At 67.8% G+C, this 21,702-nt stretch carries 21 protein-coding genes and 1 tRNA gene; 11 read left to right on the forward strand and 11 right to left on the reverse strand.

Annotated elements, in window-relative coordinates:
- Positions 1-64: 64 nt before the first annotated feature.
- The 5 genes from MRBLWH12_RS02935 to MRBLWH12_RS02955 form a co-directional block, all read right to left on the reverse strand.
- Entirely contained in the window at positions 65-850 is a 786-nt protein-coding gene (locus MRBLWH12_RS02935) for a hypothetical protein (protein ID WP_363545923.1), read from the reverse strand.
- 195 nt (positions 851-1,045) lie between these two features.
- Positions 1,046-1,771 carry a hypothetical protein gene (locus MRBLWH12_RS02940; protein ID WP_363545926.1) on the reverse strand — a complete coding sequence of 242 codons (726 nt, stop codon included), beginning with the start codon at positions 1,769-1,771 and terminating at the stop codon, positions 1,046-1,048.
- Between the two features lie 225 nt (positions 1,772-1,996).
- A complete protein-coding gene (locus MRBLWH12_RS02945; protein ID WP_363545929.1) occupies positions 1,997-2,974 on the reverse strand; it encodes a zinc-binding dehydrogenase in 978 nt (325 codons plus the stop codon).
- A 22-nt stretch (positions 2,975-2,996) separates the two neighbouring features.
- A complete protein-coding gene (locus MRBLWH12_RS02950) occupies positions 2,997-3,419 on the reverse strand; it encodes an organic hydroperoxide resistance protein (RefSeq protein WP_341975211.1) in 423 nt (140 codons plus the stop codon).
- A 26-nt stretch (positions 3,420-3,445) separates the two neighbouring features.
- Positions 3,446-3,919, reverse strand: a complete 474-nt coding sequence (locus MRBLWH12_RS02955) for a MarR family winged helix-turn-helix transcriptional regulator (RefSeq protein WP_363545932.1) — start codon at positions 3,917-3,919, stop codon at positions 3,446-3,448.
- Between the two features lie 89 nt (positions 3,920-4,008).
- On the opposite strand from MRBLWH12_RS02955, the gene MRBLWH12_RS02960 reads away from it, so the two are divergent.
- Complete coding sequence (locus MRBLWH12_RS02960; protein ID WP_363545935.1) at positions 4,009-4,743, forward strand: VIT1/CCC1 transporter family protein; 735 nt, start codon at positions 4,009-4,011, stop codon at positions 4,741-4,743.
- Positions 4,744-4,753: 10 nt separating this feature from the next.
- On the opposite strand, the gene MRBLWH12_RS02965 is transcribed toward MRBLWH12_RS02960, so the two are convergent.
- The 3 genes from MRBLWH12_RS02965 to MRBLWH12_RS02975 form a co-directional block, all read right to left on the reverse strand.
- The gene (locus MRBLWH12_RS02965; RefSeq protein ID WP_363545938.1) at positions 4,754-5,233 is read right to left on the reverse strand and encodes an HIT family protein; all 480 of its coding nucleotides are present in this window, start codon (positions 5,231-5,233) and stop codon (positions 4,754-4,756) included.
- 66 nt (positions 5,234-5,299) lie between these two features.
- Positions 5,300-5,372, reverse strand: a tRNA-Arg gene (locus MRBLWH12_RS02970).
- A gap of 16 nt (positions 5,373-5,388) precedes the next feature.
- Positions 5,389-6,189, reverse strand: a complete 801-nt coding sequence (locus MRBLWH12_RS02975; protein ID WP_363545941.1) for an SGNH/GDSL hydrolase family protein — start codon at positions 6,187-6,189, stop codon at positions 5,389-5,391.
- 94 nt (positions 6,190-6,283) lie between these two features.
- Here MRBLWH12_RS02975 and argS point away from each other — a divergent pair, with 94 nt between their 5' ends.
- From argS to MRBLWH12_RS02990, 3 genes are all read left to right on the forward strand, one after another.
- Positions 6,284-7,948, forward strand: coding sequence for an arginine--tRNA ligase (argS, locus tag MRBLWH12_RS02980; protein ID WP_363545944.1), 1,665 nt, complete (start codon positions 6,284-6,286; stop codon positions 7,946-7,948).
- Between the two features lie 28 nt (positions 7,949-7,976).
- Entirely contained in the window at positions 7,977-8,810 is an 834-nt protein-coding gene (locus tag MRBLWH12_RS02985) for a DUF2993 domain-containing protein (protein WP_363545947.1), read from the forward strand.
- A gap of 113 nt (positions 8,811-8,923) precedes the next feature.
- Complete coding sequence (locus MRBLWH12_RS02990; protein WP_363545949.1) at positions 8,924-10,675, forward strand: PHP domain-containing protein; 1,752 nt, start codon at positions 8,924-8,926, stop codon at positions 10,673-10,675.
- A gap of 10 nt (positions 10,676-10,685) precedes the next feature.
- Here MRBLWH12_RS02990 and MRBLWH12_RS02995 read toward each other — a convergent pair whose 3' ends face one another.
- Positions 10,686-11,768: a YihY/virulence factor BrkB family protein gene (locus MRBLWH12_RS02995; RefSeq protein ID WP_363545951.1), complete on the reverse strand. Its 1,083-nt coding sequence runs from the start codon at positions 11,766-11,768 to the stop codon at positions 10,686-10,688.
- Positions 11,769-11,921: 153 nt separating this feature from the next.
- Between MRBLWH12_RS02995 and lysA the strand changes: the two genes are divergently transcribed.
- The 6 genes from lysA (at position 11,922) to MRBLWH12_RS03025 (ending at position 19,173) form a co-directional block, all read left to right on the forward strand.
- Positions 11,922-13,340 carry a diaminopimelate decarboxylase gene (gene lysA, locus MRBLWH12_RS03000; protein WP_363545954.1) on the forward strand — a complete coding sequence of 473 codons (1,419 nt, stop codon included), beginning with the start codon at positions 11,922-11,924 and terminating at the stop codon, positions 13,338-13,340.
- Positions 13,337-14,641, forward strand: coding sequence for a homoserine dehydrogenase (locus tag MRBLWH12_RS03005; protein WP_341975200.1), 1,305 nt, complete (start codon positions 13,337-13,339; stop codon positions 14,639-14,641). The genes lysA and MRBLWH12_RS03005 overlap by 4 nt, the downstream gene beginning before the upstream one ends.
- A complete protein-coding gene (gene thrB / locus MRBLWH12_RS03010; protein WP_363545958.1) occupies positions 14,638-15,573 on the forward strand; it encodes a homoserine kinase in 936 nt (311 codons plus the stop codon). Before MRBLWH12_RS03005 ends, thrB begins: the two co-directional genes overlap by 4 nt.
- A gap of 161 nt (positions 15,574-15,734) precedes the next feature.
- Positions 15,735-17,636 carry a transcription termination factor Rho gene (gene rho / locus MRBLWH12_RS03015; protein WP_414684913.1) on the forward strand — a complete coding sequence of 634 codons (1,902 nt, stop codon included), beginning with the start codon at positions 15,735-15,737 and terminating at the stop codon, positions 17,634-17,636.
- Positions 17,637-17,642: 6 nt separating this feature from the next.
- Positions 17,643-18,716, forward strand: coding sequence for a peptide chain release factor 1 (gene prfA / locus MRBLWH12_RS03020; protein WP_341975197.1), 1,074 nt, complete (start codon positions 17,643-17,645; stop codon positions 18,714-18,716).
- A 55-nt stretch (positions 18,717-18,771) separates the two neighbouring features.
- The gene (locus MRBLWH12_RS03025) at positions 18,772-19,173 is read left to right on the forward strand and encodes a hypothetical protein (protein ID WP_363545963.1); all 402 of its coding nucleotides are present in this window, start codon (positions 18,772-18,774) and stop codon (positions 19,171-19,173) included.
- A 6-nt stretch (positions 19,174-19,179) separates the two neighbouring features.
- On the opposite strand, the gene epsC is transcribed toward MRBLWH12_RS03025, so the two are convergent.
- On the reverse strand, positions 19,180-19,758 hold the full coding sequence (epsC, locus tag MRBLWH12_RS03030) for a serine O-acetyltransferase EpsC (protein ID WP_363545966.1): 579 nt from the start codon (positions 19,756-19,758) through the stop codon (positions 19,180-19,182).
- Positions 19,758-20,696 (reverse strand): cysteine synthase A, encoded by a 939-nt coding sequence (gene cysK, locus MRBLWH12_RS03035; RefSeq protein WP_341975194.1) that lies wholly within the window; start codon positions 20,694-20,696, stop codon positions 19,758-19,760. Before cysK ends, epsC begins: the two co-directional genes overlap by 1 nt.
- 99 nt (positions 20,697-20,795) lie before the next feature.
- Here cysK and prmC point away from each other — a divergent pair, with 99 nt between their 5' ends.
- Complete coding sequence (gene prmC / locus MRBLWH12_RS03040; protein ID WP_363545969.1) at positions 20,796-21,656, forward strand: peptide chain release factor N(5)-glutamine methyltransferase; 861 nt, start codon at positions 20,796-20,798, stop codon at positions 21,654-21,656.
- The last annotated feature ends 46 nt before the right edge of the window (positions 21,657-21,702 follow it).

Below are 21,702 nucleotides of genomic sequence, written 5' to 3' on the forward strand. Positions count from 1 at the left end.
GAGATGGCAGGAGGATCACTCGCTCGGGTCGAACCGACGTCTCACTGAGGCTGCTACACGCGGGTCACGGCGTGCATGCGGGGTTCGACGCGGTGAAAGTGAAAGGCCCGACCCAGATGTTCTGGGGCGGACGATCACCGATGGCGCGCCCTGAGTTGTTGGCGACGAAGGTGAGGTTGAATGCGCTGACTGACGCGACCGCGACATTGACGTTGCCTGCAGCACTGCCGGCGGCGACCTCGGGATTCGGCGAGGCGGTGGAGGGACGCCACGGCTCGGTGCCTGTTCCTGCGCCTTCGATCCAGTCGGAGTTGTAACTGCCGGAGCCGTCGGACACGAAGACGCGCTCTGCGCCGCCACGACCGTCCAGTGCCTGAAAGCCGTCGATGTCTTTGATCTTGTAGGACAGGTTGTTGACCGTCACGGGCGCGCCGGCCAGGGCGAAACTGAACGTCACACGCTGACCACCGCCGAGGTTGCGGAGGTCGGCAGTGTCGAGCGCGAGATGCACGCTGGGCTGTGCTTCGCCGCCCTGCGTGGACGCGTCCAGACGAAGATTGTTCGTCGTGTTGATGGTCATGTTGCTCGCGCCATTGGGTACAGCCGCGAGGGTCAGCGTGAGGTCCTTGCCGTCTCCGAAAAGGTTGACCCAGGTGAACACAGACGAAGTGGCGCTGAGTCGTGAGTAGACGGCCGCGCCGCTGCTGATGGTCGTGGTGCAGGTGACGGACGCTGCCGCCATCGGCGTCGCCAGAGCGGCCGCGATGACAGGCAGAGACCAGGCCGCGCCACGCACGACCGCCCTCCGGGACGGGCCGCCCTGCGGGACTTCTGTGTTCTTCTCGTGCATTGGATCAATCCCCTTCGAATCGAACGAAAAACGCTTCACTGGCATAGGAGTGAGAACGACCCGAAAAGTGACGCGGGTTCTCGCCTGACCTCGAGCCGGATGACGCGCGTCGTTGGGCTGCCGACACGCAGACGTGCCGGAGGCAGAGCACGACGGTCATCATGCTCTGTCTCCGGCACCCCAGTAGTCGCGCGCTCAGGGAGTGGGCGGCGGCACCGTCTCCCAGTCATCTCGAGGCGCGAAACGCCACGGGGCCAAGCCGGTCACGCCGGCCAGTGGCGACGTGACGATGCCCTGTGACTCGTGTCCGACGAGCGTGCGGTCGATGCGGGTTCCCGCAGGGTCGCATGGGTTCGGGAACCGCGTGCGGGTATGCGCGTATGGGGCCGAATCGGGGTTGCTGCCCGTTACCGAGAGCTGCCAATCGACGATGATCGTCGCACCCTGCGGGAGGGGCGCGACTGTGACATACCTGACCGCGGCCTGCTGATTCCAACCCGTATTGATGGGGCCGGTCGGACTCTGGTCGTACACCGGCGCCGTGAGGAATGCGGCACCGGAAGTCACCACCGCGCTGCTGTTCGTCCACGTCCTGGTCGGGTCGAGCGACAGGGCGAGCGTGATCTCTCCACCCACCGGGAGGGCGATCGAACCCGCATACACGATGGTGGACCGAAGCTTGATCGTGCTGTCGGTTGCGAATGCGCGCGCGAGCAGGGCCGATGAGGTGGTCTCTCGGTACTCCGGCATCTCGAGCACGTCGGTCGTCACGGTCAATGGCGTGTAGGCGCCGGGCTCAGCGAGCTGCGCGTCACAGCTCAGACTGGCTGAAGCCATCGGAGTGGCGATCGCCACTGCGACGACCGGCAGGGACCACGCCGCCCCTTTTACGATCGTGCGTCTGCTGATTTCCTGCTTCATTGCGGGCTCTCTCCCATGGTCGTTTGCACCTGCTTGACGTCTCGCGTGCCGGGACATCAATCACTCCTTGAAGGAGTCGGACGGGCGTCCGAAGTGACGCGGCAACCAAGGAACGTGTTCGTGAGCGTGCTTCGACATGGGAAACAGATGCGGCTCCGAGCTGCGCCAGCGCTCGACAAAGGGGCCGGAGCGCGATGCGCCCCAGCCCCTATGAAACGTTGACGCTCAGAACCGCAGCAGGACCTTGCCGACACGGCCAGGCGTCATGCTCATGCGCACGGCGTCGGCGACATCGGCCGCGTCGAAGACGCCGGCGACGGGCAGGGTGAGAGTTCCCTCGGTCACGCGCTGGATGAGCTCGCCGAACAGGGCGCCGCGCAGCGCGGGCTCGAGCTGCTGGATGACCTTGCTGCCCCAGAACCCCTTGACCGTGGCCTGCTTGAAGATGACGTCCGAGGAGGCGATCTCCATCGTGGGCGAGTTCATCGCGCCGAAGGCGACGAGCGTGCCGTTCTCGGCGAGGAGCGAGAGGACCTCGCCGGCTGCGGCGCCGCCGACAGAATCGACACCCGCGACGATCGGGGCGCCGCCGGTCAGCTGCGCCGCCTGCTCCCGCCAGTCGTTCTGGTCGGTGGCGATGACGTTCTCGATGCCCTGTGCGCGGAGCTCCTCGATCCCGGCGGAGCGGCGTACCAGACCGAGCACGTTGACGCCGCGAGCGGCCCCGAGCTGCGCCAGCATCCGTCCGACGGCGCCATTGGCCGCGTTCTGGACGATCCAGTCGCCTTCTTTGACGTCGAGGAAGTGCAGCAGGCTGATCGTGCTGAACGGCATCGACACGAGCTGGGCTGCGCTCTCATCAGACAGGGATTCGGGGACGGGGATGAGCCCCGCGGCGCCGGTCACCACGTATTCGGCCCAGGCGCCGAATGTGCCGCCGGTCGTGACGCGCTGTCCGACGGTCAGGTTCTCGACCCCTTCGCCGAGTGCGTCGACGACGCCCAGCGCTTCGGTTCCGGATGCCGCGGGCAGTTCCGGCTTGAACCCGTAGGTGCCGCGGATCGTCCACAGGTCGTGGTTGTGGATGGGGGAGAGGACGATGCGCAGGCGGACCTGCCCTGCTCCAGGCTCGGGAACGGGGCGGTCCTGGACGGAGAGGACCTCGTCGGCTTCGCCGAAGGAGGGGTGGATGAGTGCTCGCATGGTGTGCTTCCTTCCGCGTGATTCAGTCGTCGGAGACGGTGATGGCGACGTCGATGTTTCCGCGCGTCGCATTGGAGTAGGGGCAGACCTGGTGGGCGGCGTCAGCGAGCGCACGTGCCTGCTCGTTCGGGAGATCGGGGATGACGACTTCGAGCTGAACGGCGAGACCGAAGCCGCCGTTTCCATTCGAGCCGATCTGCACGCGCGCACCGACCGAGGAATCGGCGATCGAGACCTTCTGCGCGCGGGCGACGCTCTGAAGTGCGGAGTGGAAACACGCGGCGTATCCGGCGGCGAAGAGCTGCTCGGGATTCGCGCCGTCTCCGCTGCCGCCGAGTTCCTTGGGCGCCGCAAGGGTGAAGTCGAGGCGGCCTTCGCTGGTGGCGACGCGGCCGTTGCGCCCGGCGCCTGTGGCCAGCGCCTCGGCGGTGTAGAGAGCTTCCATTGTGTGGATTCCTTTCGGTGCTGCGGTCATTCGCTGGCACCCTGGCGTGCGTTGGCCTCGGGTGCAGGTGCTGTGGATGCGCCCTGGAGCAGGGCGGTGAGCTCGTGCAACTCGCCGATGAGTCGACGCCGGTGCGCGTCGTCCCGGATTCCGGCGAGCTCTGCGATTCGAGTGCGGATGGGCGCCACCTCTGCGCGGAGCGCCCTGCCCTGTTGCGTGAGCTGTACGGTCACGACCCGCTCGTCCTCGGTGCGGCGGGCGCGGGAAACGTATCCTGCGTGCTCGAGGCGGCGGACCAAGGGGGAGAGTGTGCCGGAGTCGAGCTGCATCGCGTCGCCGAGCGAGCGGATGCTCTGTTCGCCCTCGTTCCAGAGGATCGCGAGCACGAGGTACTGCGGGTAGGTCAACCCCCAGGGGGCAAGAAGAGTGCGGTACGCCTGAGTGGTGGCGCGCGCAGCGGAGTACAGGGAGAAGCACACCATCTCGTCGGTCACGGTCATGTCAAACAGTATTGCACGCAATTCAATTGTGCACAATTTATATCAACAATGACGGCCTCAGATCGTGGGGAGGGTGCCATGATGTGCCCATGGAATCTTCCGTGCCGCTGCCATCCCGGGCCCACGGGGGCGAACCCCACCGCGGCGACATTGCGGGGCGCCTGAACTGGCTTCGGGCAGGTGTGCTGGGTGCGAACGATGGCATCGTGTCGGTCGCGTCTCTCGTCGTCGGTGTCGCCGGAGCAACAACGGACTCGGCACCGCTGATCACCGCAGGTGTCGCAGGTCTTGTGGGTGGCGCGATCTCGATGGCGCTGGGGGAGTACGTCTCGGTGAGTAGTCAGCGGGACAGTCAGCAAGCCTTGATCGAGAAGGAGCGCGGCGAGCTGGCCGATGATCCTGCAACCGAACTCGAAGAGCTCGTAGGCATCTATGAAGCGAAAGGGCTGCGCCCGGCGACGGCGCGGCTCGTGGCGGAAGAACTCACCGAACGCGACGCACTGACCGCGCATCTTGAAGCGGAACTCGGCATCACCGAGAGTCAGGTCGTCAGTCCTTGGGCTGCGGGCGGTGCGTCCGCCCTCGCCTTCGCGCTCGGTGCGCTGCTTCCGTTGCTGGCGATCCTGCTCCCGCCCCTTGAGATGCGGGTGCCTGTTGCATTCACGGTGGTGCTGCTGGCGCTTGCTCTCACCGGTTTCATCAGCGCGAAGATCGGAGGGAACCCCGCTCTCGGACCGACGATCAGGGTGGTCCTCGGCGGGGCGATCGCTCTGGGGGTCACATTCGCGATCGGAACGCTCCTGGGAACCAGCGGAGTCGCCTGAGAAGCGCCACTCAAGAACTGCGAGGCAGTCCGCTGCGGTCCCAGGTATCCCGGAGAGCGCGCGCGTCGTCGTGGAGCGCCCTCGACGAGGAAAACTCTGGGCCATCCGAGATGTCGACATTGCGCAAGGGGTCATCTGTGGAGTGCTGCGGTAGCAGGTGGCAGTGCAGATGGGGCATCCTGTGTCCCATGACGAGGTAGTCGATCTTGCGGGGCGCGAAAACTGTCGTGATCGCCCGCCCGGCGCGCTGCACATCGGACCAGAACCCGTTGAGCTGCTCCGACGTCAGGTCGCCGATGTCTGTGACGTGGTCGCGGAGGATCACCAGGCAGTAGCCGCGGTGCGACTGATTCCGCGCGATCCGGATATGGGCGGTCTCAGTCGACGCGACCAGCACGCTGTGCGGGTTCTCGTCCAGATGGGCATCCGCGCACATGCCGCACTCGACAGGATCGATGAGCGCCGCCCACTCTTCTTCCGACCACCACACGTCGCAATCGTAAGGTGCGGGCACGCGAAGAGGGCCGTCCAGATGGACGGCCCTCTTTCACATATGTGCCCCCGGAGGGATTCGAACCCCCGACCTACGGTACCGGAAACCGGCGCTCTATCCCCTGAGCTACGGAGGCGTACCGATCGACAATATCACTGCTCGGGGGTGGTCTCCGACTCGCCGGCCTCGGTCACCGGCGCCTCCATCAACCCCGTGAGCGCGGCGGTGACCTTCTCCGCCAGGTAGCGATGCCCGTCGGTCGATGGATGCTTCCGGCCGAAGTCCACGTCGATGATGTCGAGGTAGTTCTGCTCGGTGATCCACTCCTCGGCGATGGGGGAGATGTACCACCAGCCGCGCGCACCGGCGAGGGCACCGAGATCAGTATCGATGCGAGCCGTCGCCGCCCCGACGGGGAGTTCATGCGGAGCAGGCCCGAGCACGACGATCGATGCCTCCGGGTACAGCGCGGCCAGCGCATCCCAAGCCGCCGTCACCGCCTCACGATAACCGGCCGCGCCTTGAGCCCGGTCGTTGATCGAACCCTGGATGATCACCAGATCCGGGTTCAACGCCGGATCGAGCGCCGCGATCCGCTCACCGAAAGCGGGTCCGTCCCAGCCGGGCTTGAGGTACCCGCTGCCGCGGACACCGTTGACGATCGTTTCGCCGTCCAGCAGCTGTGCGAGGACATACGCGTACCCGAGAGTCGGTTCGGTCGCCGCGGCGCCATATGTCCAGGAGTCGCCGAAGACGAGGACCCGCGGATGCTCGGGCAGGATGAGCGGCGCAGGAGCGATCACGACCGGCTCCTCGCCTGCCGAGACCGGAGCCGCAGCCGGCAGCGGAGTCCACGGCCGCCACACCCCGAGCACGGCTAGGAAAACGACCGCCAGCACCACGGCGGCAAGGCCGAAAGTGCGGGCGGTTCGAGGCGCTGACGGCACAGTCATGGGATGAGAGTAGATCACCGGACCTCACACACAAATTCCAGCGCGCAGTGTTCCGCGATTTCGCGCGCGAGCGGGGACGTAAACTGGGTCACCTATGAATCCTGAAACGCTCGCCGAAGCCCTCCTCGCCGTCCTCGCTCCGATCGCCGGCGAGCGACGACCCGGTGAGCCGTTCGAGCTGACAGCAGCAGACATGGTGCTCGAGCGTCCGCGCAACCGCGATCACGGCGACTGGTCGTCGAACATCGCCATGCGCCTCGCGAAGCAGCTCGGCGTCAACCCGCGCGAGCTCGCCGAGCAGATCGTCGTCGGCATCGTCGACGTCGATGGCGTCGCGAGCGCCGAGGTCGCCGGACCGGGGTTCATCAACATCCGTCTCGACGCCGGTGCCGCCGGCGCGCTTGCGAAGACGATCGTCGATGCGGGAAAGGCATACGGGAGCAACGACACCCAGGCCGGTCGCAGCATCAACATCGAGTTCGTCAGTGCGAACCCGACCGGCCCGCTGCACATCGGGCACACGCGCTGGGCCGCGCTCGGCGACGCGATCGCCCGCGTGCTCGCCGCCTCCGGTGCGACGGTGGCTCGTGAGTACTACATCAACGACGCCGGCGTGCAGATGGAGCGTTTCGCAGCATCCATCGTCGCCGCTGCCAACGGCCTCGCGACACCCGAAGGCGGCTACGTCGGCAGCTACATCAACGATCTCGCCGCTCGCATCCTCGAAGAGCGGCCCGAGTTCCTCGAGCTGCCCGCGTTCGAGCAGCTGATTCTCGCCCGTGAGCTGGGCTACGAGTACCAGCTCGAGGAGCAGAAGCAGTCGCTCGCGAAGTTCAACGTGCACTTCGATGTGTGGTTCTCCGAACGTCTCCTGCACCTGCAGAACGCGAACGGCGGCAGCCTCGTGGACCAGGCGGTCGACCGCCTCCGCGCACAGGGGCACGTCTTCGACGAGGACGACGCCGTCTGGGTGCGCACCACCGACTTCGGGGACGACAAGGATCGCGTCATCCGCCGCTCGAACGGCGAGTACACCTACTTCGCCGCCGATGCCGCGTACTACCTGAACAAGGGCGACCGCGGCTTCGCGCACAAGATCTACCTGCTCGGCGCCGATCATCACGGATACGTGCATCGGCTGAAGGCGCTCGCCGGCGCTGCCGGCGACGATCCGGACAAGGACGTCGAGGTGCTCATCGGGCAGCTGGTGTCTGTCGGCGGCGCGCGCCTCAGCAAGCGTGCGGGCAACATCATCGAGATGGACGATCTGCGTGAGTGGCTGGGCACGGATGCCCTGCGCTACTCGCTGGAGCGTTCCCCGGCCGATTCGCCGCTCGCCCTCGACCCCGAGCTGCTGCAGAAGCGCACCAACGACAACCCTGTGTTCTACGTGCAGTACGCGCACGCGCGCACCCACAACGTCGCCCGCAATGCAGCTGATTCAGGCGTCGATCGCTCCGAGTTCGTCCCCGAGTTGCTCACTCACGAGACCGAGAGCGCGCTCCTCGGCGCGCTCCAGGAGTTCCCCCGCATCGTCGCGTTCTCCGCCGAGGTGCGCGAGCCGCACCGTGTCGCCCGCTACCTCGAGGAGCTCGCGGGGCTCTATCACCGCTGGTACGACAACTGCCGGGTCATTCCGCAGGGCGATGACCCCATCGAGAACGTGCACCGCACGCGACTCTGGCTCAACGACGCCGCAGGTCAGGTGTTCCGCAACGGACTCGACCTGCTCGGCGTCTCGGCTCCGGAGCGCATGTAGTCGGTCGTCAGTGGGGGAGGATGTCAGCATGAGCGATGACAATCACACTCTTCCCTACCCGGACTCGGCAGTGGAGCATCCGACGCTGGTGATCCCCGGGAAGGTGGATGCGGCGGTGCCGGCGAAGCGCCGTCGTTGGCCGTGGGTGCTGCTCGTCCTCGCCGTGCTGCTGGCGCTGCTCGTCGTGGCCGCCGAGTTCATCGCGCGCAGCGTGCTTCCCGGCATCGTCCGCGGCATGGTGATCGAGCAGCTGGACCTGCCGGCCGATCAGCAGTTGGACGTCGAGGCGGGCGGCATCCTGCTGCCTCAGCTCATCGCTGGGCGTCTCGACGAGCTCCACCTCTCGAGCGATCGCGTGACGCTGGAGGGCATCACCGGTGCGGCGGACGTCACCGCCACTGGCATCCCGCTGCGCGGTGGCGACCTCGCGTCGGCGAACGGTACCGTGCGCATCGATCAGGCCGAGCTCACGACGCTCCTGGCGCGCTCCGAACTGCCGATCGAGTCGCTGGCACTCGAAGCCCCGAATGCGATCGCCTCGGGTTCGATCAATCTTTTCGGCACGAGCATCGACGTGTCTCTGACCCTCACTCCTGGCGCGAAGGACGGCGATGTGACGATGACTCCGGTGTCGGCGACGCTGGGTGGGGTGGTCCTCGACGCGCAGCAGCTGAACGATCGTTTCGGTTCGCTCGCCGCTCCGTTCACCCAGACGCAGCAACTCTGCATCGCCGACCAGCTCCCGGCAGGCCTCACGCTCACAGGACTGAAGATCGAGGGGACCGAGGCAGTGATCGACGTCGATGTGAACGGCGCGATCGCGACCGATCCGGCGCTTCTGGATCCGGGCGTCTGCCCCTAGGCACGACACACCTTCGGGCACCGCGGTTGTCCGAAGGACATCCGATGTTTCCATGCTGTCCATCTGCGGTTATTAACCTCCGGAGCGTCCCCACACTCTGAAGGAATACCCCCATGTGCGATCACGACCCTCACGGCGCCCTCCCGATCGACGCGGACGCCGAACTGCATCGGCTCGGATTCTCGCGTCGCGACATGCTCCGGACCGCCGGCATCGCGCTGGCCGCCGGTGCGCTGTCGGCTGTCGTCGGCGGGACGAGCACCTCGTCGGCAGCGGCCAGCGTCGCCATGCGGCCGCCTGTCGGCGATCCGCAGCTCGCCTGGTTGGTGGGAGACCACCACGTGCACACGCAGTTCAGCCACGACGCGAAGTACCGGGTCACCCAGCAGCTCGACGCCGCGCAGCGTTACGGCGTCGACTGGCTCGCGTTCACCGAGCACAGCAACTTCGCCCACGCTGAACGCGGCCTCCCCGCAGCGCGCGAGCAGCTTCAGCTGGAGCGTGACAGGCGCGGCATGCTCATCTTCCAGGGGCTGGAGTGGTACATCCCCGCGGCCGAGCACGCCACGGTGCTCGTCGCCCCCGGGCCCGCGGACGCCCGAGTACTGCGGGCATTCGAGCTGGCATGGGACGGCAAGCTCAACGGCTGGGACAAGCCAGTGGGGGAGGCGCAGGCGGCCGAGTTCGAGCGCCGGGCTGCCGAGGCGATCGCGTGGCTCGGAGCGCAGAAGCGCGCCGGAGTCATCGACGACGCGGTGGCGCTCGCCAATCACCCGATGCGGCTCGGCATCGACTCTCCGCACGAGTTGCGAGTCTGGCGCGATGCCGACCCCGACATCATGATCGGCATGGAAGGAGCCCCGGGGGCGCAGGGCTCGGCCGTCGGCCAGTATTCCGGTCCTGGCGATCAGCGCGGCGAGTACGTCAACTCCCCGCGCCCCGACAGCTGGCCAGGGTACCCTGCCGACGCCTACCGCCCGTACGGCGGATTCGACTGGGCGACTGCCACGGTCGGAGGCCTTTGGGACGCATTGTTGGCCGAAGGCAAGCCCTACTGGATCACATCGAACTCCGACAACCACCTCACTGTGAAGGACACATGGGTGACCGGCGATTACCCGGCGGGCGAGCCCTACGCGAGTCTGCCGAGCGAGTTCGACCGATGGGCCGTTCTCGGCAAGCGCCCCGACCCGGTGGACACCGGCGCTCCCCAAGGCGGCAGCGACTTCTGGCCAGGACAGTTCTCGCGCCTTCATACCGGCGTCGTGACGCGCTCATACGCGGGCGTGCTCGAGGCGATGCGCCGCGGGCGCATGTGGGTGGATCACGGTCATCTGCTGGGCGGATTGGACGTGCGAGCCCGCGCCGACATGCCAGGCAAGGGTGCGGGCCGCGGAAACGGAGCAGGCGGCGGCTGGGGCAACGCGGCGGGTCGCGGCGTCACTCTCGGCGGTCGACTCGCTGCGCGACGCGGGCAGGATGTGGTGGTGACGATCACCGTGACGACGACCGACTACGTGAATGCGGCGGGGATCCTCCCCGAGCTCGCTCACGTCGACCTCATCGCCGGTCCGGTCACGGGCGCAGTCTCGGACGCCGACACGGTTCGCGCCCCCGAGACGCGCGTCGTACGGCAGTTCGACACGACGGGCACCCGCGGCACGTTCACCCTGACGCACGTCTTCGAGCGGGTCGATCGGCCGTTCTACGTCCGGTTCCGCGGAAGCGACGGCAACCGCAACGGGGCCGGATACCACGGCGCCGCCGTCGATCCCACCGGACCCATCGTCCACGGCGACAGCGACGCCGACCCGTGGAAGGACACGTGGTTCTACGCCAACCCGATCTTCGTCGACGTGGCGTGACGCGCCTGCGTCACGGACGTTCTCCATCGGAGCCGGTTTCGACGTGCATGCCTGCGCGTTCGGCGCGTTCGGCCTTCTGCGCCGCGCGCAACGTCGCTGTGGCCAATCCGACAGCGCGCTCGGCCCGCTGCACCCCGCGCTGCGCGAACGTCTGCGCACCGAAGCGTTCATGAACGCGGTCGCGCTCCTCCTCGACGCCGGTGATGATGTACGCGCAGGACAACAGCGTCACCTGTGCGGTGAGGTTGAACCAGATCAGCAGTGCGAGCAGCGACGCGAACGACGCCAGAAGCGGGTTGGCTGATGCGCCACGGACGAAGAGGCCGGAAAGCTCCTGGAGCACGAGCATTCCGGCCCCACCCAGCAGAGCGCCGGGCCAGAGGGCACGTGCTGAGGGGCGAACCCCGGACAACACCAGGAAGACACCGGCGATCATGGCGACGTCGAGCAGGAAGACCACCAGCATCGACACCGCCCTGACGCCCCACCCGGCAAGGTCGGAGTCCGCGGGGACTCCGAGTACTCCAGTGACCCAGTCGACAGCGAGGCGTCCGGAGAACGTCAGGAACGCAGCTGCCACGAAGGATGCGGCGATGCCGAGAGCGAGCGTGATGTTGCGAAGGATCACCCAGATCCAGAGCACATCGTCATCGAGCGTGTCGGCGAGCGCCCTGATCCCCGTCCTGAGCGAGCCGATCGCGCCGAGAGCCGCGCCGACCAATGCGATCAGAGAGACGATTCCCGTCAACGAGAATCCGAGCGGCGCCCGACGGAGCTCCTCCGGATCGATGACCCCGTCCTCGCCGAACAGCCCGGGAACGGCCGAGCTCACGGCGTTCACGATCGCGTTCCACGCGGCTTCGTTTCCCGAGAGCCAGAGCGACGCGATCGAGAAGCCGAGCAGCACCGCGGCGAAGACACTGAACAGCGTGCGGTACGTGATGCTGTCTGCGAGCATCGGTCCGTGCCGCTCGATGTAGAGGAGCACCGCCCGCACAGGCTTGCGTGCGAGCGCCCAGCGGACGACGGCGGCGGTCGTCCGCGGAATGAGTCCGGGCGACGAGGATGACGGAGCGCGCGATTCGGTGTTCATCACCGCTCAGCCTAGGAGTCGCGGAGCGGCTGTCGCAGGGGGCTTGACGCGAGGCGTCACCGTGAGGGAAGCGCTTCTGCCGGTGCCATAGAATCGGGGGCAACCTCGAAGTGCGCGATCCCGTGACGCGCTCCGTCCGACGATTGGTGCTCCGTGCTTTCCCCTGCCAACCCGCTCGCGCCGGACTGGCTCGTCGTGCCCGACGACGCGAACGACCTCGCAGAGGGCGTTTGGCCGGCATCCGCAGCCCGCGACGCCGACGGGACGCTGATCCTCTCCGGCATTCGCTCGACCACCCTCACTCAGAAGTACGGCACGCCGCTGCTCGTCCTCGACGAAGACGAGGTACGCCTGCGGGCCCGTGCGCTGCGCGCGGCTTTCGATGCGGCTGCAGCGGAGCACGACACGACAGCGCGCGTGTACTACGCGGGTAAGGCGTTCCTGTGCACCGCGGTGGCCCGGTGGGTCGTCGAAGAGGGGCTGTCGGTCGACGTCTGCACTCGCGGCGAACTCGAGGTCGCGCTCGCCGCAGGGGTGACTCCGTCATCCATCGGCTTCCACGGCAACAACAAGTCCGTCTCCGAGCTCGAACGCGCGGTCGAGGTCGGCGTCGGCACGATCATCGTCGACAGCGCCATCGAGATCGAGCGCCTCGCAGCCATCACCGCGCGTACCGACCGCGTCCAGCGCGTCATGGTCCGCGTGATCAGCGGTGTGCATGCCGAGACCCATGATTTCCTCGCGACCGCGCACGAGGATCAGAAGTTCGGCTTCCCGCTGCCTGATGCCGAGAAGGCCGTCGCCCGCATCCGTGAGATCTCCGGCCTGGAGTTCGTCGGACTGCACTGCCACATCGGATCGCAGATCTTCGGCGTGGCCGGGTTCCGCGAGTCCGCCTCCCGCGTGCTCGAACTCCATGCCGCGCTCCTCGCCGGCGGCACGGTTCCGCAGCTGAACCTCGGTGGCGGCTTCGGCATCGCCTACACGAGGGTCGACGATCCGACGCCGATCGCGGAACTCGCAGCCGGCATCGTCGCTGCCGTTGCCGAAGGATGCGCCGCTCGCGGCATCCCCGTGCCCGCTCTGGCGTTCGAACCAGGACGCGCGATCGTCGGCACGGCCGGAGTCACCCTCTACGAGGTCGGAACCACGAAGGACGTCACTGTCGAGTCGGGCGCCGCCCGGCTGTACGTGAGCGTCGACGGCGGCATGAGCGACAACGCCCGCCCCGCCCTCTACGGTGCGCAGTACTCGGCGCGCCTGGCGTCGCGCGCGGGCGTCGGCGAAGCGCTGCTCACCCGCGTCGTCGGCAAGCACTGCGAATCGGGTGACATCGTCGTCGACCACGAGTACCTTCCGGGAGACGTCACACCCGGCGACCTGCTCGCGGTCCCGGCGACCGGCGCGTACTGCGCATCGTTGGCGAGCAACTACAACCACGTTCCACGTCCGCCCGTGATCGCCGTACGCGGCGGGAAGGCCACCGTGATCGTCCGAGGCGAGAGCATCGACGATCTCCTGGCACGAGACGCGGGCGTTCATGCAGAAGATATCTCCGAAGGAGCACAATGACTGAGTACCGACGACTTCGGGTGGCGCTGCTGGGCGCCGGTGCCGTGGGCTCCCAGGTCGCGGCCCTGCTGCTGCGACACGGCGACGAGCTCGCCGACCGCGCCGGAGCCTTCCTGGAACTGGCCGGTATCGCCGTGCGCAACCCGGATGCCCCTCGTGAGGTGGACCTGCCGCAGGAGCTGTTCACCACCGACGCGGAGTCGCTCATCCTCAGCGCCGATATCGTCATCGAGTTGATCGGCGGCATCGAGCCGGCGCGCACGAACATCCTGCAGGCGATCGGTTCCGGCGCCGATGTGGTGACGGCGAACAAAGCGCTGCTCGCCACACATGGACCAGAGCTCTTCGAAGCGGCCGACCGCGTCGGCGCCTCGGTGTACTACGAGGCCGCCGCTGCGGGAGCGATCCCGATCATCCGACCGCTGCGCGACTCGCTCGCCGGTGATCGCGTCGTACGGATCATGGGCATCGTGAACGGCACCACCAACTACATCCTCGACCGGATGGAGACCGAGGGGGCCGACTTCGCCGACGTGCTCGCCGACGCTCAGCGGCTGGGCTACGCCGAGGCCGATCCCACAGCCGACGTCGAAGGCTACGATGCCGCGCAGAAGGCGGCGATCCTCGCGAGCCTCGCCTTCCACACCGCCGTTCCCCTGGATGCCGTGCATCGGGAGGGCATCTCCTCGATCTCCGCCTCGATGATCGAAGAGGCGCGTGCCGCCGGATTCGTCATCAAGCTCCTCGCCGTCTGCGAGCGGCTGGAGTCCGAGGGTGCCGAGTCGATCTCGGTGCGCGTCTATCCCGCGCTTGTTCCGCGGTCGCATCCGCTCGCTTCCGTGCACGGCGCGAACAACGCCGTCTTCGTCGAGGCCGAGGCCGCGGGCTCCCTGATGTTCTACGGCGCCGGCGCCGGTGGCGTGCAGACCGCATCCGCGGTGCTGGGCGACGTCGTCTCCGCGGCACGCCGCCACATCGCCGGCGGAGTCGGCGTCGGGGAGTCCACCAGGGCCAACCTCCCGATCGTGCCGATCGGGCACGTCACCACTCGTTACCAGATCACGCTCGAAGTGGCCGATGCGCCCGGCGTGCTCGCCACCGTCGCCGGCATCCTCAGCGACGGCGGCGTCTCCGTCGCCACCGTCGTGCAGACCGTGGAGGGCGAGGACGAGCCGACCGCGCGTCTCACCATCGGCACGCACCGCGCGACCGACCAGGCTCTCAGCGACACCGTCACGGCTCTCTCCGAGAGCTCCGTCGTCGAGCGCGTGGTCTCCGTCCTGCGCGTGGAAGGCGAGTGACCGTGGCAGTGGGACGCACCGTCGAGGTGCGGGTCCCGGCGACGAGCGCGAACCTCGGACCGGGCTTCGACACGCTGGGCCTGGCGCTCAGCGTCTACGACTCGCTCCTCGTGACGGCGCTGCCCGCCGGCGCGCTCGAGATCGAGGTGTCCGGTTCCGGTGCCGACGAGATCTCTCGCGACGATTCCAACCTCATCGTCCGCACCGTCGCCCACGTCTACGCCGACGTGGAGCGTCCGATGCCGGGTCTGCGCATCGTCGCCGAGAACGGGGTCCCGCACGGTCGCGGCCTCGGTTCGTCCGGCGCTGCCGTGGCCGCAGGTGTACTCGCGGCGAAGGGGCTGCTCGCCGGCGACGTCGAGATCAGCGACGATGATCTGCTGCGTCTGGCCACCGAGATGGAGGGCCATCCGGACAACGTCGCGCCGGCGCTGTTCGGCGGTCTCACGATCGCGTGGATGGGTGAGCGCGGCGCCCAGCACAAGAAGCTGCTCGTGCATCGCGGTGTCTCGCCGCTCGTGCTCGTGCCCGCGTACACGATGTCGACGTCGCTCGCCCGGTCGCTGCAGCCGCCGCAGGTGTCTCGAGAGGACGCCGTCTTCAACGTCTCGCGCTCCGCACTGCTGATCGCCGCGCTCACGCAGAGCCCTGAGCTCCTGTTCGATGCGACGGCGGACCGCCTGCATCAGGACTATCGTGCCGAAGCGATGCCCGAGACGCAGCGACTCGTGCAGGCGCTGCGTCGCGCGGGCTTCGCGGCGGTGGTCTCCGGCGCGGGGCCGAGCGTGCTCGTGCTCGCGGACGGCTCGGGCAGCCGACAGGATGCCGTCGAGCTCGCGAGTTCCGTCACAGACACCCCGTGGGAGGCCCTCCTGCTCGCGGTCGACGTGCGTGGTGGTACAGTGGGGATTCGAGCGGAGGGCTCCACGTAACTACGTGAATCTGGCCCCAATGCAATCTGCATGACCCGCACGTGAACCCAAAGGCCTCATGGCCACGGCTGGCGGACGCTGAGCGTCTGCCCGTGCGATCGCGCGCAGCACCCGTTGTGTGCGTACAACGCTCATTTCCCATGACATATGAGGGAGTACTCGTGGAGAACTTCTCCGGTACCCAGAACGACCAGGCGACTTCGGCCGCCGAAGCTCCGGCAGCAGCCGTGAGCACTGACGCGGCTTCGGCCGCACCGGCTCGCAAGCGCGCGCCGCGCCGCGCATCGACCGCCACTGCGGCGGCGAAGGCCGAGAAGGCGGCAGCAGCAGCCGCTGCACCCGCAGACAGCGCGCCGGCACCCGAGCAGGCTCCTGCCGCTCCAGCCGAGACGGCAGAGGCCGCACCCAAGGCGAAGGCGCCGCGTCGCAGCCGCGCCAAGAAGGCGGATGCCGAGGCGACGGAGACTCCGGCCGCTGCGGTCGAGGCACCCGCCGCGCCGGCAGAGGCTCCCGCTGAGCCGGCCGCGAAGCCGGCCGCCGATGCCGCCCCGAAGACCACCGGTCGCGGACGCCGCACCGCGAAGCCGGCACAGGACGCTCCTGCCGAGGCTCCGGCCGCAGAGCAGCCTGCATCCGCTCCAGCGGAGGCCGCGCCGGCGAACGGCGACGGCTCATCCGAGAACGCCGATGGCGGCGACGAGCAGAACGGCCGTGGCCGTGGCCGCAACCGCAGCCGCAACCGCGGACGTGGTCAGAACGGCACCGCGCAGGAGCAGCAGCAGCAGCCCGCTCCCGCCGAGACCGAGCAGTCCGCGAACAGCCGCAACCGCCAGCGCAACAAGCGCCGCGGCGGCGAGCCCACCGACGAGTTCGACACGGAGATCGGCGAGGACGACGTCCTCATCCCGATCGCCGGCATCCTCGACGTGCTCGACAACTACGCATTCGTCCGCACCACCGGCTACCTCGCCGGCCCCAGTGACGTCTACGTCTCCCTCGGACAGGTGAAGAAGTACAACCTGCGCAAGGGCGACGCGATCGTCGGCTCCATCAAGCAGCCCCGCGAGGGCGAGCAGCCGGGTCGCCAGAAGTACAACGCCCTGGTGAAGGTCGACTCCATCAACGGTCTGTCCGTCGACGACGCCGCGACCCGTGTCGAGTTCGGCAAGCTCACCCCGCTGTACCCGCAGGAGCGTCTGCGCCTGGAGACGGCGCCCGAGAAGCTCACCCAGCGCATCATCGACCTCGTCGCCCCGATCGGCAAGGGGCAGCGCGGTCTCATCGTCGCCCCGCCGAAGGCGGGCAAGACGATCGTCCTGCAGCAGATCGCCAACGCGATCGCGCAGAACAACCCCGAGGTCCACCTCATGGTCGTGCTCGTCGACGAGCGCCCCGAAGAGGTCACCGACATGGAGCGTTCGGTGAAGGGCGAGGTCATCGCCTCGACCTTCGACCGCCCCGCCGAGGACCACACCACGGTCGCCGAGCTCGCCATCGAGCGCGCCAAGCGCCTCGTCGAGCTGGGTCGCGACGTCGTCGTGCTGCTCGATTCGATCACGCGTCTGGGCCGTGCGTACAACCTCGCAGCTCCCGCATCCGGCCGGGTGCTCACCGGTGGTGTCGATGCCTCGGCTCTGTACCCGCCGAAGCGCTTCTTCGGTGCCGCACGCAACATCGAGAACGGCGGATCGCTCACGATCATCGCCACCGCGCTCGTCGAGACCGGGTCCAAGATGGACGAGGTCATCTTCGAGGAGTTCAAGGGCACAGGCAACAGCGAACTGCGCCTCTCGCGCTCGCTCGCCGACAAGCGGATCTTCCCGGCTGTCGACGTCAACGCGTCGAGCACCCGCCGCGAGGAGATGCTGCTCTCGGCCGACGAGGTCAAGATCACGTGGAAGCTGCGTCGTGCCCTTGCGGGCCTCGACCAGCAGCAGGCCCTCGAGGTCGTGCTCGGCAAGCTGAAGGAGACGCACTCGAACGTCGAGTTCCTCATCCAGATGCAGAAGTCGATGCCGGCTCCGACCGCCGGTGGTCACAGCCACGACAACAACATCCGCTGAGCTGACGTGTTCGAGTCCGTCCAGACTCTCATCGACGAGCATCGCCGGGTCCAGGAGGAGCTCTCCGACCCGGCGGTGCACGCCGACGCTGCGCGAGCCAAGCGGGTCAACCGCCGCTACGCGGAGCTGAGCCGGATCGTCGCGGCCTACGACGCGTGGGTGGCGGCGACGGACGATCTGGATGCTGCGCGCGAGTTCGCCAAGGAAGACGAGGCGTTCGCCGAGGAGGTGCCGTCTCTCGAGGCGGGTCTGCAGGCCGCGCACGAGCGGCTGCGGCGACTGCTCATCCCGCGCGACCCTGACGACGCCCGCGACGTGATCATGGAGATCAAGGCGGGGGAGGGCGGCGCCGAATCGGCACTGTTCGCCGCCGATCTGCTGCGGATGTACATCCAGTACGCGGCATCCAAGGGCTGGAAGACCGAGCTGCTCGAGCGGAACGAATCCGACCTCGGCGGTTACAAGGACGTCCAGATCGCGATCAAGGGATCATCGACCGATCCGGCGCAGGGGGTCTGGGCGCACCTCAAGTACGAGGGCGGCGTGCACCGTGTGCAGCGTGTACCGGCGACCGAGTCGCAGGGGCGCATCCACACCTCGACCACGGGAGTGCTGGTCTTCCCCGAGGTCGACGAGCCCGACGAGATCGAGATCAACCAGAACGATCTCAAGATCGACGTGTTCCGCTCCTCCGGACCCGGCGGCCAGTCCGTGAACACCACGGACTCGGCGGTGCGCATCACGCACCTGCCGACCGGCATCGTCGTATCGATGCAGAACGAGAAGTCGCAGCTGCAGAACCGAGAGGCCGGCATGCGCGTACTGCGCGCCCGCTTGCTGGCTCGGCAGCAGGAGGAGCTGGATGCCGTGGCATCCGACGCGCGCAAGTCGCAGATCCGCACGATGGACCGCTCCGAGCGCATCCGGACGTACAACTTCCCGGAGAACCGCATCGCCGATCACCGCACCGGATTCAAGGCCTACAACCTCGACCAGGTGATGGACGGTGCACTGGAGCCGATCATCGAGAGCGCGATCCAGGCTGACGAAGAGGCTCGCCTCGCCGCCGTCGGCTCCTGACGCCGGACCGCGCGTCCTTCTGCGAGGTTCGCATGCGGAGCGCTAGGCTCGCCGCGTGATCACGCACCTGTTCCGCACGCTCATCTATCTCGTGTCGGCCGGCCTCGGCCTCATCGTCGCCGACCTCGCGCTCGCGGGCTTCCAGATCGACTGGTCGAAATGGTGGGGTTTCGTCATCTGCATCGTGATCTTCGCGATCCTGCAGACCATTCTGGGCCCGCTGATCAGCAAGCTGGCCGACCGCTACGCTCCGGTGCTGCTCGGCGGGATCGGCATCTTCTCGACGCTGATCGCCCTGGTCGTCGTCGTGCTGCTGCCGATCGGTGGCCTGCGGATCGTCGATATCTCGGGCTGGATCCTGGGGTCCGTGATCGTCTGGCTGGTCACCGCGCTCGGCACGATTCTGCTGCCGATGATCTTCCTCAAGAAAGAAGCCCGCGGCACACGCTCGCGCTGACCGCTCTCAGATCGAGTAGTCCGAGAAATCGGGCGCAGTGAGCAGGGCGCGGGTGTCCTCGCCGACGACTCGCTGACGCGGCTTGGCCGGGACTCCGACCAGGATGCTGTCCGCCGGTGCGTCCTTGGTCACGACGGCGTTCGCGCCGACGACGGATCCGGCGCCGATCGTGATGGGGCCGAGGATCTTCGCGCCAGCGCCGACGGCCACGCCGTCACCGAGCGTCGGGTGCCGTTTGCCGGAGTCTCGCGTACGACCGCCGAGGGTGACCCCGTGATACAGCATCACGTCATCGCCGATCTCGGCCGTCTCTCCGATCACCACGCCCATGCCGTGATCGATGAAGAACCGCCGACCGATCTGCGCGCCGGGGTGGATCTCGATGCCGGTCAGCCAGCGGGTGGCCTGGGACCCCAGTCGGGCGACGAAGCGCGCCCTGTGCGTCCAGAGCCAGTGCCAGGCACGGTACGCCCAGGTCGCGTGGAGCCCGGGATAGAGCAGAGCGATCTCCAGGCTCGAGCGAGCAGCGGGATCTCGCAGCTTGGCCGCTGCGAGATCCTCGCGCATTCGCGAGATGGCGCTCATCAGTCCTCGCGGATGTCCTCGAACAGCGCGGTCGACAGGTAGCGCTCGCCCGTGTCGGGGATGATCACGACGATCTTCTTTCCGGCGTTCTCCGGGCGTGCGGCGACGGCGAGTGCGGCCCATGCGGCCGCACCGCTGGAGATGCCGACCAGCAGGCCTTCCTTCGCCGCGAGGGCACGAGCGGTCGAGATCGCGTCCTCGAACTCGACGGTGACCACCTCGTCGTACACGGTCGTGTCGAGGATCGGGGGAACGAAGTTCGGGCCGATGCCCTGGATCTTGGCAGGGCCGGGCGTACCCTGCGAGAGCAGCGGCGACGCGGTGGGCTCGACGGCGATCACCTTGAGGTCGGGGTTGCGCTGCTTGAGCACCTGGCCGACGCCGGTGATGGTCCCGCCGGTGCCGATTCCGGCCACGAAAATGTCGACGTCGCCGTCGGTGTCGCGCCAGATCTCCTCAGCTGTGGTGCGACGGTGGATCTCAGCGTTGGCCTGATTCTCGAACTGACGGGCGAGGATCGCGCCAGGGGTCTCGGCGGCGATGCGCTCGGCCTCGGCGATGGCGCCCTTCATTCCGAGCGTCGGGTCGGTGAGGACGAGCTGCGCGCCGAACGCCTTGAGCAGCACACGGCGCTCCTTCGACATCGACGAGGGCATCGTGAGGATCACCGTGTAGCCGCGCGCTGCGCCGACGAGCGAGAGCGCGATGCCGGTGTTGCCGCTGGTGGCTTCGATGATCGTCCCGCCGGGCGCGAGCGTGCCTGCCTCTTCAGCCGCGTTGATGATCGCGATGCCGAGACGGTCCTTGACGCTGGAACCCGGGTTGAAGAACTCGAGTTTCGCGAGCACCGTCGCACCCAGGCCCTCGGTGACCCGATTCAGACGGACCAGGGGAGTGTTTCCGAACGCGGTGGTGATGTCTGCGTGGATGCCGGGCATGAAGGGCCTTTCCTAGACGGGACTCTGCGGCACCAGCCTAGGTGAGCGCCCTTGTCCGACGGCCAATGTGACGGCGAATTGCGCTCTACGCTGGAACCCATGCCCGAATCCTCTCTCGCTGCGCTCGTGCGAGCCGCCGCGCAGCGCCTCGCCGACGCGGGCGTTCCGGATCCTCTGATCGACACGGAACTGCTGGCCGCGCACGTCCTCCAGCTGCGCCGGGGTGAAGTGCAGGCGGCGATCATCCGCGGCGACGGGGTGAGCGAGGAGGCCGCGGCGGCGCTCGATGACCTCGTGTCCCGGCGCGCACGGCGCGAGCCGCTGCAGCATCTCACCGGGACGGCGCCGTTCCGTCATCTGGAACTCGCCGTCGGGCCGGGAGTGTTCGTGCCGCGGCCCGAGACCGAGATCGTCGTCCAGTACGCCATCGACGCGCTGTTGAACGCCGCGGATCCGGAACCTATCGGCATCGATCTCGGCACCGGCAGCGGGGCGATCGCGCTGGCGATGGCCACCGAGGTGCCGCACGCCAGGATCTTCGCCGCCGAGATCTCCGCAGACGCCCACGCCTGGGCCCAGCGCAACACCGCGGGCATCGCCAATCTGACGCTGGTGCACGCGGACCTCGCAGATGCGTTCACAGAGCTCGAGGGAACGGCGGCGGTCGTGATCTCGAACCCTCCGTACGTTCCGGATGCCGCCGTGCCGCGCGATCCCGAAGTGCGCCTGTTCGATCCCGCTCTGGCCCTGTACGGCGGGGCGGACGGGCTGGACATCGTCCGAGTGCTCAGCATCCGCGCCCGGCAGCTCCTCATGCCCGGCGGGCTCCTCGTGATCGAGCACGGCGAGCTGCAGGGCGAGGCCATCCGAGACATCCTCACCACCGACGGGTGGCGCGCCGCAGCGACGCATCGCGACCTCACACATCGCGACCGTGCGACGACCGCCCTGCGGGCCTGAGTCCCGGCGCCCTACTCATCCAGGAACTCCCAACTAGAATCGAGTG

It is taken from the genome of Microbacterium sp. LWH12-1.2 (assembly GCF_040675825.1).
Classification (GTDB): domain Bacteria; phylum Actinomycetota; class Actinomycetes; order Actinomycetales; family Microbacteriaceae; genus Microbacterium.